This is a genomic window from Streptomyces sp. NPDC044984 (assembly GCF_040646935.1).
Classification (GTDB): domain Bacteria; phylum Actinomycetota; class Actinomycetes; order Streptomycetales; family Streptomycetaceae; genus Streptomyces.
Genome location: NZ_JBEZBE010000003.1, coordinates 191,060 through 206,260, shown reverse-complemented (window position 1 = coordinate 206,260; position 15,201 = coordinate 191,060). Strand labels below are relative to the sequence as shown.

The following is a 15,201-nucleotide window of genomic DNA, read 5'->3' as shown; positions in this document are numbered from 1 at the left end:
GTTTCCGGCGGCACCCCTGCCGGACCGGACGCCTATGCGGCCGGTTCCACGCCGGCCCGCAGCAGCCCGTACGCGTAGGCGTCCTCCAGTGCCTGCCAGGACGCGGCAATGACGTTTTCGGCGACGCCCACCGTCGACCACTCCCCCGTCCCGTCGGACGTGGAGATCAGGACGCGGGTGGTGGACTGGGTGCCGTGCTTGCCCTCGAGGATGCGGACCTTGTAGTCGACCAGCTCCAGCTTGGCGAGCTGCGGGTAGATCTTCTCCAGGGCGACGCGCAGGGCGCGGTCCAGGGCGTTGACCGGGCCGTTGCCCTCCGCGGTGGCGACGATGCGCTCGCTCTTGGCCCACAGCTTGACCGTCGCCTCGTTGGCGTGGGTGCCGTCGGGGCGGTCCTCGACGATCGCGCGCCAGGACTCGACGTCGAAGTACTTCAGCGGCCCGCCCTCGGCCTCCGCGCGGAGCAGCAGCTCGAAGGAGGCGTCGGCCGCCTCGTACGTGTACCCCTTGAGCTCGCGCTCCTTGACCCGCTCGACGACCCGGCCGACCAGTTCGCGGTCGCCGCCGAGGTCGATGCCGAGCTCCTTGCCCTTGAGCTCGATGGAGGCGCGTCCGGCCATGTCGGAGACGAGCATCCGCATGGTGTTGCCGACCTGCTCGGGGTCGATGTGCTGGTAGAGGTCCGGGTCGACCTTGATCGCGGAGGCGTGCAGTCCGGCCTTGTGCGCGAAGGCGGAGACACCGACGTACGGCTGGTGGGTGGAGGGGGTGAGGTTGACGACCTCGGCGATGGCGTGCGAGATGCGGGTCATCTCCCGCAGCCGGCCCTCGGGCAGGACCTGCTTGCCGTACTTCAGCTCCAGGGCGGCCACCACCGGGAACAGGTTGGCGTTGCCGACCCGCTCGCCGTAGCCGTTGGCGGTGCACTGGACGTGGGTGGCGCCCGCGTCGACGGCGGCGAGGGTGTTGGCGACCGCGCAGCCGGTGTCGTCCTGGGCGTGGATGCCGAGCCGGGCGCCGGTGTCGGCGAGCACGGTGGCGACCACGGCCTGGATCTGTGCCGGGAGCATGCCGCCGTTGGTGTCGCACAGGACGACGACGTCGGCGCCGGCCTCGGAGGCGGCGCGGACCACCGCCTTCGCGTACTCGGGGTTGGCGCGGTAGCCGTCGAAGAAGTGCTCGCAGTCGACGAAGACCCGGCGGCCCTCCCCCTTGAGGAAGGAGACCGTGTCGCGGACCATCTCCAGGTTCTCGTCGAGGGTGGTGCGCAGGGCGAGCTCGACATGGCGGTCGTGGGACTTCGCGACCAGCGTGATCACCTGCGCGCCGGAGTCGAGCAGCGCCCTGACCTGGGGGTCCTTCGCTGCGGTGGCTCCGGCGCGGCGCGTGGAGCCGAAGGCGACCAGCGTCGCGTGCCGGAACTCGATCTCCTGCTGGGCGCGGGCGAAGAACTCGGTGTCCCGCGGGTTCGCGCCGGGCCAGCCGCCCTCGATGAAGCCCACGCCGAACTCGTCCAGGTGCCGGGCGATGGCGAGCTTGTCGGCGACCGTGAGGTTGATGCCCTCGCGCTGGGCGCCGTCGCGCAGGGTGGTGTCGAAGACGTGGAACGAGTCGTCGGGCTCGCTGGTTGCGGTCATGGTCTGAAGGCTCCTGAGTTGATCTCGGTCTACCGGAATGACCGGTTCCACCGTTCCCCCATGGTCCCTCGCGCCCCGTTCCCGGCCGCGGGTGGGGCCAGGAAACAGAAAAACCTCTCGCGGGTGCGAGAGGTCTGCGCGCGGGTCGAGGACGACGGTGTCCGCCCGTACGGTGTCGTACGTGCGGTCACTGCGGACCGGCGCGCCTGCTGCCAATAATCGTGGCGAACGAGAGCACGGGGGCAGTCTGGCACAAGCCGCCCCCGTGCTCACGATCCGTCTCAGGATGCGGACGGTGCGTGGTCAGCGCAGCCGGCGGACGAATCCGTCGTGGTGGCCGCCGGTGTCGTCCGGGACGAGTTGGGCGGAGGCGCTGCCGAGGCCGATCCGCCGGGCGCCGGCGCCCAGCCAGGAGACCGTCACGGAGGCGTCCGTCACGGGCCCCGAGGTGACGGACTCGCTGACCAGCCGGGTGCCGCCGGTGCGCAGGTCGCGGAGGTAGACGTTGGAGGGACCGAGCCGTCCGTCCGCGAGACGCGGCTCCGCCCGGTAGGCCACGTGCCGGCCGTCCGGGCTGAGCACGGGCTCCTGGGGCCGGTGCTCGCCGGCCGGGCCGGGATCGATCCGCCGGGTGACGTCGGCGCGCAGATCGCGGACGTACAGGTGGGTGTCGTCCCCGGGCTCCTCGCCCGGGACCAGGTCGTCGCCCCAGTACTGGAACGCGACGGTACGGCCGTCGGCGGAGAGCGAGGCGGGCATGGCGTGCCGCTGGGCGGGGGTGCCGTCCGCGCGGACGTTGACCTGCTCCTCGGCGCCGGTGCGGCGGTCGTGCACCCAGGTGGCGCCGTACGAACTGCGCGGCACCGTCTGGGAGTACAGCACGAAGGTGCCGTCGGCGCTGATGCCGTCCAGGCTCGCCTGGCTGGTCGGGCGGTTCCGGTTGCTGGTGCGCTCCACGGCGCCGGTGCGCCGGTCGAGGACGTACACGGCTCCGAAGAGGTCGCCGGGGGCGCTCTCCATCCGGTCGGCCTTGGCGCTGAAGGCGATGTGGCGGGCGTCCGCCGACATCACGGCGCCGCCCGCGTGGGCGGACCCCCCGTCGAGGCCGACGCTGATCCGCTCGGTACCGCCGGTGCGCCGGTCGTGCAGGTAGACGTCGTGGGCCCCGGCGTCCGCGGGCGGACCGTCCCAGTGCACCAGGTTCCGGGCCTGGGAGCGGAACAGGACGTACCGGCCGTCGGTGCTGATCCCCAGCGCGGACGAACCGCCGTCGGCCTGCGCGCCGTCCGGGCCGACGCTGACCCGCTCGACGGTCCCCCCGCGCAGGTCGCGCACGAAGACGTCCGTGTGCCCGTTGGTGTCGCCGGGCACCAGGTTGGACGCGTCCGCGCTGAAGGCCGCGAACCGGCCGTCGGCGCTCAGCCGGGGGCCGTAGGCGGGGCCGTCGCCCTGCTCCCCCGTCGCCGACAGCGTGACCCGCTCGGTATCCGGCCCCGGTGCCGGTGCCGCCGGGGTCGCCGACAGCGCGACCACCGCCCCCGCGACCACCGCGACGGACGCCCCCCGCATGGCTCTGTGCATGGCTCTCCCCCAGTTTCCCCGTGTCCCCGTGTCCCCGTGTCCCCGTGGTGTTCCCGTGTCCCCGTGGACGCCGCTCCCCCGGCCCCGCGCCGAGGGCTCCCCCAGAGCCAATCGCGCCTCCGGCCGGCCGGTCAATCCGCCGTTCTCCGTACAACCCGGACACGTATTCAGGTGTCCGCAAGGAGGGTTTCGGCGAGGAACTCCCTCGCGTGGGCCAGGACGTGTGGTCGGTCCGTGCCGCGCAGGCCGATCGCCACATGGATGGAGAGGCCGTCGAGCAGCGCACGGAGGCGGGCCGCGTAGCGGTCGGCGTCGACGCGGCGGAACTCGCCCCGGGAGACGCCCTCGGCCAGCAGCGCCACCAGGTCGCGGTGCCAGGCGCCCTCGATGGCGGCCTGCCGGTCGCGGGCGTCGGCGTCCGCGTTCTGCGAGCGGTTCCAGACCTCCAGCCACAGCGTCCAGTGCGGGTCGCGGTGGCCGTCGGGGACGTACAGGCCGACATAGGCGTCGAGGCGTTCGCGCGCGGTGGCGGGGCGGGCGAGCAGTCGCGCCCGCTCGGCGCCGAGGCGGCCCTCGCTCCACTCCAGGGTGCGCAGCAGCAACTCGTCCTTGGAGCGGAAGTAGTAGATCAAGTGACCGCTGCTCATGCCGACTTCACGGCCGAGGGCGGCCATGGTCAGCTGCTCCAGCCCGCGTTCGGCGATCATCGCCATGGCGGCGGCGAGGACGTCCTCGCGCGGTGGCGCGGGGGTACGGCGGCGGGTGGTCACCGGGCCGCCTCCACGCGGACGGCGTCCGGGACGAGCCGGGTCTCGTAGCCGCTGGTGCAGTCGGCGGCCACGATCGCCACCTCGGCCCCGCACGCGCAGACGTGGTTGGCCCCGGCCCGTCCGTGCGGTCCGCAGCAGCCGGTGAGGCGGCGCCCGTCGGGGTGCGGAACGACGTCCACGACGTCGTCCGGGTGCAGCACGTACGTGCCGCGCGGTCCCGCCGAGACCAGGAAGCCCCGCTCGTCGGACATCCACATGCCGCCGGGCACGATCCCGTCGTACTCCTCGTCGGGGGCGGCCGGCTCGAACGGCGCCCCGAAGGGCAGCGGGTCGACCGCGTACGTCCCGCGCGGCACGCTCGGCGGGCCGTGCCGCCGGCCGTCCGGGCCCGGGAGCCCGTCCCAGCCGGGGTACTCGGGCATCTCGTCGAGCCGGCGGACCGGCTCGGTCAGCCGTGTTCCGCAGGTGGCGCAGAGCAGTACGTTCACCCGTACGTTCTACCCGACGAGGGCCTTCGGCTGCTGCTGGGTGATGCAGTGGACGCCCCCGCCCCCCGCGAAGACGGCCCGCGCGTCCACCAGGGTCACCGTCCGTTCCGGGAACAGCCGCCGGAAGATCCCGGCCGCGGTCTCGTCGCGCGGGTCGTCGAAGCCGCAGAGCACCACACCGCCGTTGCAGAGGTAGTGGTTGATGTAGGAGTAGTCGGCCCAGTGCCCGTCGGCCTCCAGGACGGTCGGGGCGGGGACCTCGACGACCTCCAGGCGGCGGCCGCGCGCGTCCGTCTGCGACCTCAGCAGGCCGACGGTCTCCTTGGTGACCTCGTGGTCGGGGTGTGCCGGGTCGGGCTGCACATGGGCCACGACCACACCGGGGCGGGCGAAGGCCGCGACGATGTCCACATGACCGAGGGTGCCGAAGCCGTTGGGGGGATAGTCGCCGGTGAGGCCGCGCGGCAGCCAGATCGCCTTGCGGGTGCCGAGGTGGGCGTGGATCTCCGCCTCGACCCGCTCCCGGGACCAGCCGGGGTTGCGCTCCGGGCCGAGCTGGACCGTCTCCGTGAGCAGCACCGTCCCCTCGCCGTCGACGTGGATCGCGCCGCCCTCGTTGACCAGCGGCGAGGCGTACGTCCGGGCCCCCGCGAGGTCCGAGACGCACGCGGCGATCTTCGCGTCGTGCTCCCAGCGGGCCCACTCCTGGGCGCCCCAGCCGTTGAACGTCCAGTCGACGGCGGCCAGCCGGCCCGCGCCGTCGGTGAGGAACGTCGGCCCGATGTCCCGCATCCAGGCGTCGTCGAGGTCCCGCTCGACGGTGTCGACGCCGGGGCCGAGCAGTGCCCGCGCCCCGTCCGACTGCCCGGTGCCGCACACCACCGTCACCGGCTCGAAGCGGCGGACCGCGCGGGCCACCGCCGCCCAGGCGGCCCGGGCGGCGGCCAGCTCACCGGGTCCGGCGAAGGTGGGATTGGGGCCGGGCCAGGCCATCCAGGTGCGCTCGTGCGGGGTCCACTCGGCGGGCATGCGGAAGCCGTCGGACGCGGGCGTGTTCATGTGGGTCCTCAGAGGAAGTAGAGGCGGTTGAGGGAGACCGAGTCGGCGGGCCGGGAGCTGAGCGGTTCCCCGTCGAGGGTGACGAGGCCGGTGCGCCGGTCGACGTCGACGGCCCCGGTGCGGGAGTTGAGGCGCAGGTCCGCCGGGCCGATGCCGCGGGTGCCGCGCACGGCGACCCTGCGGCGCCGGGTCGGCATGGTGTCGCGGCCCTGGTCGAAGGCGGCTTGGGCGACGAAGGCGACCGAGAGGTCGGCGGGTGTGGCGCCGTACGCCCCGAACTGCGGTCCCAGGACGAGGGGTTCGCAGGTGTCGGTCGCCGCGTTGGGGTCGCCGACCACCCCGTACGCGGGGAAGCCGGCCTTGAGCACCAGCTGGGGTTTGGCGCCGAAGTACTCCGGCCGCCACAGCACGATGTCGGCGAGCTTGCCGGTCTCGATCGAGCCCACCTCGTGGGCGAGGCCGTGGGCGATCGCGGGGTTGACGGTCAGCTTGGCGATGTAGCGCAGGACCCGCTCGTTGTCGTGGTCCCCGGGCGCGCCGGACTCGGCCTTCATCTTCCCGGCCATGGCGAAGGTGCGGCGGACCGTCTCACCCGCGCGGCCCATGCCCTGCGCGTCGGAGGAGGTGATGCCGATGACGCCCAGGTCGTGCAGCACGTCCTCGGCGCCCATGGTTCCGGCGCGGATGCGGTCGCGGGCCAGGGCGGCGTCGCCGGGCAGGTCGGTCTTGAGGTCGTGGACGGAGACGATCATGCCGTAGTGCTCGGCGACCGCGTCCCGGCCGAAGGGCAGGGTGGGGTTGGTGGAGGAGCCGATGACGTTCGGCACGCCCGCCATCTTCAGCACGTTGGGGACGTGTCCGCCGCCGCAGCCCTCGATGTGGAAGGCGTGGACGGTGCGTCCCTCCAGCACCTTCAGGGTGTCCTCGACCGACAGGCACTCGTTCAGTCCGTCGCTGTGCAGGGCGACCTGGACGTCCTGCTCCTCGGCGACCCGCAGCGCCGTGTCCAGGGCCCGGGTGTGGGCGCCCATGTCCTCGTGCACCTTGAAGCCGGACGCGCCGCCCTCGGCGAGCGCCTCGATCAGCGGCGCCTCGTGGGACGAGGAACCCCGGCCCAGGAAGCCGATGTTGACCGGCCAGGCGTCGAAGGCGCCGAAGGCGTGCTTGAGCGCCCAGGGCGAGTTGACGCCGACGCCCCAGACCGGGCCGAACTCCTGCCCGATGACCGTGGTCACCCCCGAGGCCAGCGACGCCTCCATGACGCGCGGGGACAGCAGGTGGACGTGGGTGTCGACGGCCCCGGCGGTGGCGATCAGTCCCTCGCCGGACACGATCGAGGTGCCCGTGCCGACCACGACGTCCACGCCGTCGAGGGTGTCGGGGTTCCCGGCCCGCCCGATCGAGTGGATCCGCCCCTGCCTGATCCCGATGGAGACCTTCCGGATCCCCAGCACCGCGTCGATCACCACCACGTTGCTGATGACGACGTCACAGGTCTCCCGTACGGCGGCGGCCTTCAGATGCAGCCCGTCGCGGGCGGTCTTGCCGAAGCCGGCCAGGAACTCGTCGCCGTGGCGCTGCGCGTCGGACTCGACGCGGACGATCAGCCCGGAGTCGCCGAGCCGGACGCGGTCCCCGGCGCGCGGGCCGTGGGTGGCCGCGTAGGCGTGGGGGTCGATCCGGACGGACTCGCTGATCGCGCGTCCCTTCGAGCGGCTCACCGCCCACCTCCTTCGGGTGTGTCGTGGGCGGCACCGAGGTATCCGCAGGCCGCCGCGCGGCGCAGCGCCTCCTCCTTCGCCCCCGGCGCGTCCAGCGGTCCGTCGACCAGTCCGGCGAAGCCGACGGCGACCCGTGCGCCGCCCATCGGCACGAGTCCGACCTCACGGGTCTCGCCCGGTCCGAAGCGCACGGACGACCCGGCGGGCACGGCGAGCCGCATGCCGTAGGCGTCGGCGCGGCGGAAGTCCAGGCGCGGGTTGGCCTCGAAGAAGTGGAAGTGGGAGGTCACCGAGACGGGCACGCCGGCGGTGTTGGTGACCGTCAGCCGCACCGCCGCCCCGGGCTCGGTGTGCCGCGGGCCGGGCAGCAGTGCTCCCGGGGCCCGCTCCCCCAGCCCGCCGCCGATCGGGGCGGAGACGACCGCGAGCCGGGAGCCGTCGTCGAAGACCGCCTCGACGTGCACCTCGGTGACCACGTCCGCCACTCCGGGCAGCACGTCGTCGGGTCCGAGCACCGACCGGGCGCGTTCGACGGCCTCGGCGAGGCGCGCGCCGTCGCGGGCGGCCTCGCACACGGCGTCGGCGATCAGGGCCGTCGCCTCGGGGACGTTCAGCCGGAGCCCCCTGGCCCGGCGGGTCCGGGCCAGCTCGGCGGCCCCGAAGAGCAGCAGCCGGTCACGTTCCGTGGGGGTCAGTCTCACGACGCGGCACCTCCTCACCTTCCCTTGTTTAGAGCATCACTCTAAACGTGAAATTCCCGCAACGGAACCGTTGACGACGGCCGAGGTCAACCGTCAGATTGAACGTCGCTCTAACCCCAGGCGGCCGTTCGGAGGAGACCAGTCATGCCGATGGAACAGCGCGGAGTCGACACCGTCCCCGAGGCGGAACGCACCAGCGGGCCGCGGGACCTCGTCTCGATCCTGGTGGGGTCCAACCTCTGCCTGGGCGTGATCGTCTTCGGCTGGCTGCCGCCGTCCTTCGGGCTGGACTGGTGGTCGTCGGTCAGCTCGGTGATCGCGGGCACGGTCGCCGGCACGCTGTTCACCGCCCCGCTGGCGCTGGTCTCGCTGCGCACGGCGACCAACCTGTCCACCTCCTCCGGCGCCCAGTTCGGCGTGCGCGGGCGGCTGGTGGGCTCGGTGGTCGGACTGCTCCTGGCGCTCGGGTACACCGCGCTGACCGTGTGGATCGGCGGGGACGTGGTGGTGGGCGTGCTCGGGCGGCTGGTCGGACTGCCGTCCGGCGAGGCGTCGTACGCCGTCGTTTACGGGCTGCTCGTCGCGGCGACCGTGGCGGGCGCGGTCTACGGCTACCGGGTGCTCCTCGCGATGTCGCGGGTGCTGGCGTTCGGCATGACGGCCCTGCTGGTCCTGGGCGTGATCGCCTACGCGCCCGGCTTCACCACCGCCGCGCTGCCGGAGGCCGGCGGCTATCTGCTGGACGGGTACTGGCCGACCTGGCTGCTGTCCGCGGTGGCGGCCGGGCTGTCCGGGCCGATCGCCTTCATCACCCTGCTCGGCGACTACACCCGCTACGTCTCCCCCGCCCGCTCCTCCTCCCGCCGGGTGCTGCACGCGACCTGGCTGGGGCTGATGCTGGGTCTGCTGGTGCCGCAGCTCTTCGGCACCTTCACGGCGTACGCGGCGCGCGCCGCGCTGGACTACGCCGGTCCGCTGGTCGACGCCGCTCCCGGCTGGTACCTGGTGCCGCTGCTGCTGGCCGCCTCCGCGGGCTCGGTCGGCAACGCGGGTCTGATGCTCTACTCGATGGGTCTCGACCTGGACGCCATCGTGCCGCGCGCCTCCCGTGCGACGGCCACGTACGTCGTCGCCGCGGTCGCCACGGTCTGCGTGTTCACCGGGCACTACCTGTCGACGGCCCAGGACGCGATGACGTCGTTCGTGCTGCTGCTCACCGCGATCGGCACCCCGTGGGCCGTCATCACCCTCATCGGCTTCGTCCGCTGCGGCGGGGTGTACGACGCCGACGCGCTCCAGGTCTTCAACCGCCGTGCACGGGGCGGGATCTACTGGTACACCGCCGGCTGGAACGTCCCGGCCACGCTCTCCTGGGCGGCGGGCGCGGTGGTCGGCGTGCTGGCGGTGTCCCTGCCGTCGTACGAGGGTCCGCTGGTGGCGCTGACCGGCGGGGTGGACTGCAGCTTCCTGCTGTCGGGGCTGGTGGGAGGCGTGATGTACACGGTGTCGGCACCGGGTTCCGCCCGGCGGAACCCGGTGCCGGCGGACACGGCCCGCCCGGCGTTCGAAGACCGGGCCGTCTAGGCCGGAGCGGGGGCCGGGGGCGGCGGCCCCCAGCGACGCCCGCACGACGCCGGGGTGTGTCACCCCAGGCGGTGCATCCAGCCGTGCTTGTCCTCGGCCGTGCCGCGCTGGATGTCGAGGAGGGCCTGGCGCAGGCGGAGGGTGACCTCGCCGGGCTCGCCGCCGCTCTGCCGCCACTCGGCGCCGGCCCGCTTCACCGTGCCGACCGGGGTGATGACGGCCGCCGTACCGCAGGCGAAGACCTCGGTGAGGGTGCCGTCCTCCGAGTCGCGCTGCCACTGCTCGACGGAGACGCGCTCCTCGACGGCCTCGTAGCCGAGGTCGCGGGCGACGCCCAGCAGGGAGTCACGGGTGACGCCCTCCAGGATGGAGCCGCTGAGGGTGGGGGTGACGATCCTGTCCCCGTAGACGAAGTACAGGTTCATGCCGCCGAGTTCCTCGACCCACCGGTGCTCGACCGCGTCGAGGTAGCAGACCTGGTCGCAGCCCTTGGTGGCGGCCTCGGCCTGGGCGAGCAGGGAGGCGGCGTAGTTGCCGCCGGTCTTGGCGTCGCCCATGCCGCCGGGGACGGCGCGGACGCGGTCCTCGGAGACCCAGATGGAGACCGGCTTCACGCCGCCCGGGAAGTAGGCGCCGGCCGGGGAGGCGATGACCAGGAACAGGTACTCGTTGGCGGGCTTCACACCCAGCCCGACCTCGGTCGCGATCATGAACGGGCGCAGGTAGAGGGACTCCTCGCCGCCGTGCGCCGGCACCCACGCCTTGTCCTGCGTGACGAGGGCGTCGCACGCCTCGATGAAGGTCTCGACCGGCAGTTCGGGCATCGCGAGGCGCTTGGCGGAGCGCTGGAAGCGCTCGGCGTTCTTCTCGGGGCGGAAGGTGGCGACGGAACCGTCGGGCTGGCGGTAGGCCTTCAGGCCCTCGAAGATCTCCTGCGCGTAGTGCAGGACGGTGGTCGCGGGGTCGAGGGAGATCGGCGCGTACGGAACGAGCTGGCCGTCGTGCCAGCCGCGGCCCTCGGTCCACTTGATCGTCACCATGTGATCGGTGAAGTGGCGGCCGAACCCGGGGTTGGCCAGGATCGCCTCGCGCTCTGCGTCCGAGAGCGGGTGCGCCGAGGGCTTGAGCTCGATCGTGGGCGTCGTCATGAGTGGTTGTCCTTCACCGGTTGTAGTGACGGGCCGCGCACACGCCCGTACGGCCGGTGGCCAGTGCTGGGACGTCCGAGCATTCCCTCATTCCGCGGCTCCGCGTTCGATTATCGCCCGGAGGCGACGGCGGACGGAACAGGGTGGATGCGGCCCGGGGGTCGATGGTGGCACCCGGCGGGGGACAGGGGAAAGCCGCCGGGTGCGGATGCGACCCGGCGGCTTCGAGTGTTCTCGACGGAGCGCCGGGTCAGCCGGCTACTCGTGCGGCGAGCGCGTCGCCGATCTCCGAGGTGGAGCGGGCGGGCAGGCCGCCGCGCTCCGCGAGGTCGGCGGAGACGGCGTCCTCGATGCGGGCCGCCTCGGCGTCGTGGCCGAGGTGGCGCAGCAGGAGGGCGACGGACAGGACCGTGGCGCTGGGGTCGGCCTTGCCCTGGCCGGCGATGTCCGGGGCCGAGCCGTGCACGGGCTCGAACATGGACGGGTAGGCGCGGTCCGGGTTGATGTTGCCGGAGGCCGCGACGCCGATACCGCCGGAGACGGCCGCGGCGAGGTCGGTGATGATGTCGCCGAAGAGGTTGTCGGTGACGATGACGTCGAACCGGCCCGGGTCGGTGACCAGGTAGATCGTCGCGGCGTCGACGTGGATGTAGTCGGTGGTGACCTCGGGGTACTCCTCGGCCACCTTGTTGAAGACGTTCGTCCACAGGTGGCCGGCGAAGGTCAGCACGTTGTTCTTGTGGACCAGCGTGAGCTTCTTGCGCGGGCGGGCCTGGGCGCGGGCGAAGGCGTCGCGGACCACTCGCTCGACACCGAAGGCCGTGTTGACGGACACCTCGGTGGCGACCTCGTGCGGCGTGCCCTTGCGGATGGTGCCGCCGTTGCCCGTGTAGGGGCCCTCGGTGCCTTCGCGGACGACCACGAAGTCGATCTCGGGCTGCCCGGCGAGCGGCGTGGCGACACCCGGGAGGAGCCTGCTCGGCCGCAGGTTGACGTGGTGGTCGAAGGCGAAGCGGAGCTTGAGCAGGAAGCCGCGCTCCAGGACGCCGGAGGGGACCGACGGGTCACCGATGGCACCGAGCAGGATGGCGTCGTGCCGCTTCAGCTCGTCGAGGTCGGCGTCGGTGAGGGTCTCACCGGTGGCGTGGTAGCGCTTGGCGCCGAAGTCGTACTCCTTGGTCTCCAGCTTCACATCCTGCGGAAGGACGGCGGAGAGGACCTTCAGACCTTCGGCCACGACCTCCTGGCCGATGCCGTCACCGGGGATCACTGCGAGATTGAGGCTGCGAGACATGCGGGCACCCTACTCCTCGTCCCACGGGATGACATGCGGCGTCCGGCATACGGACGCCGTCGGCGTGTCAGTGGCCGGTCGAGCCGCCGTTGTCCCTGCGGTCGAGGGCGCGCTGGAGCGCCGCGGTGGCGTTCTTGCGGTCGGATTCACTGGTGCGGGAGGTGTGACGGACGCGGCGGCGGACGGTCGTCTCGGCCATGGGTCATCGACTCCTTCGGCGTACGGGAGTGCGGAAAGGGGTTGCGAGACGCCGAGTGGGGCGGGGAGCGGCGGGCCGCAGGGGTTGCCTGCGCGGGGCCCGGCTCACGACCGCCGTTCGCTTGATCGAGCGATTCGTTCGGCTCCTACAAAACTAGAGGAGCGGACTGCTTCTGTCTGCACAATTACTCGGACTTCCTACTATCTGAGACGGCAGCCCGGGTCACACCGCTCCCACCTGCGAAAACACCGAACGGGCCAGGTCGGGGGGTGACCTGGCCCGTCCGGGGTCGGGGTGGGCGTCAGCCCATGTGCGGGTAGCCGTAGTCGGTCGGCGGGACCAGCGTCTCCTTGATGGCGCGGGTCAGCGTCCAGCGCATCAGGTTCTGCGGGGCGCCGGCCTTGTCGTTGGTGCCGGAGGCACGGCCGCCGCCGAAGGGCTGCTGGCCGACGACGGCGCCGGTCGACTTGTCGTTGATGTAGAAGTTGCCGGCCGCGTAGCGCAGCTTCTCCATCGTGTACGCCGCCGCCGCGCGGTCGTTCGCGATGACCGAGCCGGTGAGGGCGTAGTCGGACACCGACTCCATCTGGGTCAGCATCTCGTCGTACTTCTCGTCGTCGTAGACGTGCACGGCGAGGATCGGGCCGAAGTACTCGGTGCGGAACACCTCGTTCTCCGGGTCGTCGCACTCGATGACGGTCGGGCGGACGAAGTAGCCGACCGAGTCGTCGTAAGAGCCGCCCGCGACGATCGTGCAGGAGGCGTCCTCCTCGGCGCGGTCGATGGCGGCCTTGTTCTTGGCGAAGGACCGCTCGTCGATGACGGCGCCGATGAAGTTGGACAGGTCGGTGACGTCACCCATCTTGATGCCGTCGACCTCGGCCGCGAACTCCTCCTTGAAGCCGGAGTTCCAGATCGACGCCGGGATGTACGCGCGGGAGGTCGCCGAGCACTTCTGACCCTGGTACTCGAAGGCGCCGCGGGTCAGCGCGGTCTTGAGGACCGCGGGGTCGGCGCTCGGGTGGGCGACGACGAAGTCCTTGCCGCCGGTCTCGCCGACCAGACGCGGGTAGGTGCGGTACTTCTCGATGTTCTGGCCGACCGTCTTCCACAGGTGCTGGAAGGTCTTGGTCGAGCCGGTGAAGTGGATGCCGGCCAGGTCGCGGTGGTTCAGGGCGACCTCGGAGACCTCCAGGCCGTCGCCGGTGACCAGGTTGATGACGCCCTTGGGCAGACCGGCCTCCTCGAGGAGCCGCATCAGCAGCACGGCGGCGTGGGTCTGCGTCGGGGACGGCTTCCAGACCACCACGTTGCCCATGAGGGCCGGCGCGGTGGGCAGGTTGGCGGCGATCGCGCTGAAGTTGAACGGCGTGATCGCGTAGACGAAGCCCTCCAGCGGGCGGTGGTCGAGGCGGTTCCACACGCCCGGGGAGTTGGCCGGGGGCTGCTCGGCGAGGATGCCGCGCGCGTAGTGGACGTTGAAGCGCCAGAAGTCGACCAGCTCGCAGGGGCTGTCGATCTCGGCCTGCTGGGCGGTCTTGGACTGGCCCAGCATGGTGGAGGCGGCGATGGTCTCGCGCCAGGGGCCGGCCAGCAGCTCGGCGGCGCGCAGGATGATCGCCGCGCGGTCGTCGAAGGACATCGCGCGCCAGGCGGGCGCGGCGGCGAGGGCCGCGTCGATCGCGTCCTGGGCGTCCGCCTGCGTGGCGTTGGCGTAGGTGCCCAGGCGGGCCTTGTGGTTGTGCGGCTGCACGACGTCGAAGCGCTCGCCGCCGCCCATCCGCTTCTCGCCGCCGATGGTGCAGGGGAGGTCGATCGGGTTGTCGGCCAGCTCCTTGAGCTTGGCCTCCAGCCGGGCGCGCTCGGGCGTCCCGGGGGCGTAGCCGTGCACCGGCTCGTTGACGGGGGTGGGGACCTGGGTCACAGCGTCCATGGGTGGCGTAACTCCTTGTCGTGAGCGGTGTGGTGTCAGCCCTTGGTGATCATGCTTCGGGCGAAGAACCGCAGGTTGGCGGGCTTCTCCGCGAGCCGTCGCATGAAGTAGCCGTACCAGTCGGTGCCGTAGGCCGTGTAGACGCGCATGCGGTGGCCCTCGGCGGCCAGTCGCAGGTGCTCGTCGCTGCGGATGCCGTAGAGCATCTGGAACTCGTACTCGTCGAGCTTGCGCCCGGCGGTGCGGGCCAGTTCCTGGGTGATGGAGATCAGGCGCGGGTCGTGGGACCCGATCATCGGGTAGCCCTCGCCCTCCATCAGCGTCCGCAGGATGCGCACGTACGCCTTGTCGATCTCGTGCTTCTGCTGGTAGGCGACCTCGGCGGGCTCCTTGTAGGCGCCCTTCACCAACCGTACGCGACTGCCGGCCGCGGCGAGGCGGCGCGCGTCCTCCTCGGTGCGGAAGAGGTAGGCCTGGATGACGCAGCCCGTCTGCGGGACGTCCTTCCGCAGCTCCTCGTGGATGGCGAACATCGAGTCGAGGGTGGTGTGGTCCTCCGCGTCCAGCGTGACCGTGGTGCCGATCTCGGCGGCGGCCTCGACGACCGGGCGGACGTTGGCGAGGGCCAGCTCGTGGCCGCCGTCCAGCGCCTGGCCGAACATCGACAGCTTGACGGACATCTCCGCGCGGGTGCCGAGCTCCAGCGGCCCCAGCCGGTCGATCAGCTCCAGGTAGGCGTCGCGGGCGGCGGCGGCCTGCTCGGGGGTGGTGATGTCCTCGCCGACGACGTCCATGGTGAGTTCCAGGCCGTTGCCGGTGAGTTCCCGGACGATCGGCAGGACCTCGTCGACGGTCTCCCCGGGGATGAAGCGGTCGACGACCTGCTTGGTCACCGGGGCCGCCGAGATCAGGCGTCGCATCCGGTCACTGCGCGACGCGGCGAGAATCACGGGACCCAGCACGGGGCACCTCCACAAGCTGCACGAGGCCGTCACCCGACGATTCGGATACGGCACGGAGAACCACCGTGAAACCTACGGATGCCCCCGATCGTGGGCCATCGACAGCTGTCACGCATCCGCGCCG

At 72.1% G+C, this 15,201-nt stretch carries 13 protein-coding genes; 1 reads left to right on the top strand and 12 read right to left on the bottom strand.

Going from position 1 to position 15,201, the window contains the following annotated elements:
* Positions 1-32: 32 nt before the first annotated feature.
* The 7 genes from cimA to ureA form a co-directional block, all read right to left on the bottom strand.
* Positions 33-1,637 (bottom strand): citramalate synthase, encoded by a 1,605-nt coding sequence (gene cimA, locus AB0A94_RS04780; protein WP_361738883.1) that lies wholly within the window; start codon positions 1,635-1,637, stop codon positions 33-35.
* Between the two features lie 303 nt (positions 1,638-1,940).
* The gene (locus AB0A94_RS04775; protein ID WP_361738880.1) at positions 1,941-3,218 is read right to left on the bottom strand and encodes a hypothetical protein; all 1,278 of its coding nucleotides are present in this window, start codon (positions 3,216-3,218) and stop codon (positions 1,941-1,943) included.
* Between the two features lie 167 nt (positions 3,219-3,385).
* The gene (locus tag AB0A94_RS04770) at positions 3,386-3,988 is read right to left on the bottom strand and encodes a TetR/AcrR family transcriptional regulator (RefSeq protein WP_361738877.1); all 603 of its coding nucleotides are present in this window, start codon (positions 3,986-3,988) and stop codon (positions 3,386-3,388) included.
* On the bottom strand, positions 3,985-4,476 hold the full coding sequence (locus AB0A94_RS04765; protein WP_361738875.1) for a hypothetical protein: 492 nt from the start codon (positions 4,474-4,476) through the stop codon (positions 3,985-3,987). Before AB0A94_RS04765 ends, AB0A94_RS04770 begins: the two co-directional genes overlap by 4 nt.
* 9 nt (positions 4,477-4,485) lie before the next feature.
* Positions 4,486-5,535 carry an agmatine deiminase family protein gene (locus AB0A94_RS04760; protein WP_361738872.1) on the bottom strand — a complete coding sequence of 350 codons (1,050 nt, stop codon included), beginning with the start codon at positions 5,533-5,535 and terminating at the stop codon, positions 4,486-4,488.
* Positions 5,536-5,543: 8 nt separating this feature from the next.
* The gene (locus AB0A94_RS04755) at positions 5,544-7,256 is read right to left on the bottom strand and encodes an urease subunit alpha (protein ID WP_361738869.1); all 1,713 of its coding nucleotides are present in this window, start codon (positions 7,254-7,256) and stop codon (positions 5,544-5,546) included.
* A complete protein-coding gene (gene ureA, locus AB0A94_RS04750; protein ID WP_361738866.1) occupies positions 7,253-7,957 on the bottom strand; it encodes an urease subunit gamma in 705 nt (234 codons plus the stop codon). The genes AB0A94_RS04755 and ureA overlap by 4 nt, the downstream gene beginning before the upstream one ends.
* Before the next feature lie 144 nt (positions 7,958-8,101).
* On the opposite strand from ureA, the gene AB0A94_RS04745 reads away from it, so the two are divergent.
* Positions 8,102-9,541, top strand: coding sequence for a cytosine permease (locus AB0A94_RS04745; RefSeq protein ID WP_361738864.1), 1,440 nt, complete (start codon positions 8,102-8,104; stop codon positions 9,539-9,541).
* Between the two features lie 59 nt (positions 9,542-9,600).
* Here the strand turns inward: AB0A94_RS04745 and AB0A94_RS04740 are convergent, their stop codons facing one another.
* From AB0A94_RS04740 to AB0A94_RS04720, 5 genes are all read right to left on the bottom strand, one after another.
* A complete protein-coding gene (locus tag AB0A94_RS04740) occupies positions 9,601-10,689 on the bottom strand; it encodes a branched-chain amino acid aminotransferase (RefSeq protein ID WP_361738861.1) in 1,089 nt (362 codons plus the stop codon).
* Positions 10,690-10,939: 250 nt separating this feature from the next.
* Positions 10,940-11,983, bottom strand: coding sequence for a 3-isopropylmalate dehydrogenase (locus tag AB0A94_RS04735; RefSeq protein ID WP_361738858.1), 1,044 nt, complete (start codon positions 11,981-11,983; stop codon positions 10,940-10,942).
* A gap of 67 nt (positions 11,984-12,050) precedes the next feature.
* Complete coding sequence (locus AB0A94_RS04730) at positions 12,051-12,182, bottom strand: hypothetical protein (RefSeq protein WP_361738856.1); 132 nt, start codon at positions 12,180-12,182, stop codon at positions 12,051-12,053.
* Positions 12,183-12,483: 301 nt separating this feature from the next.
* Complete coding sequence (pruA, locus tag AB0A94_RS04725) at positions 12,484-14,115, bottom strand: L-glutamate gamma-semialdehyde dehydrogenase (RefSeq protein WP_361738853.1); 1,632 nt, start codon at positions 14,113-14,115, stop codon at positions 12,484-12,486.
* 35 nt (positions 14,116-14,150) lie between these two features.
* Positions 14,151-15,077: a proline dehydrogenase family protein gene (locus AB0A94_RS04720; protein ID WP_361738850.1), complete on the bottom strand. Its 927-nt coding sequence runs from the start codon at positions 15,075-15,077 to the stop codon at positions 14,151-14,153.
* Positions 15,078-15,201: the final 124 nt, after the last annotated feature.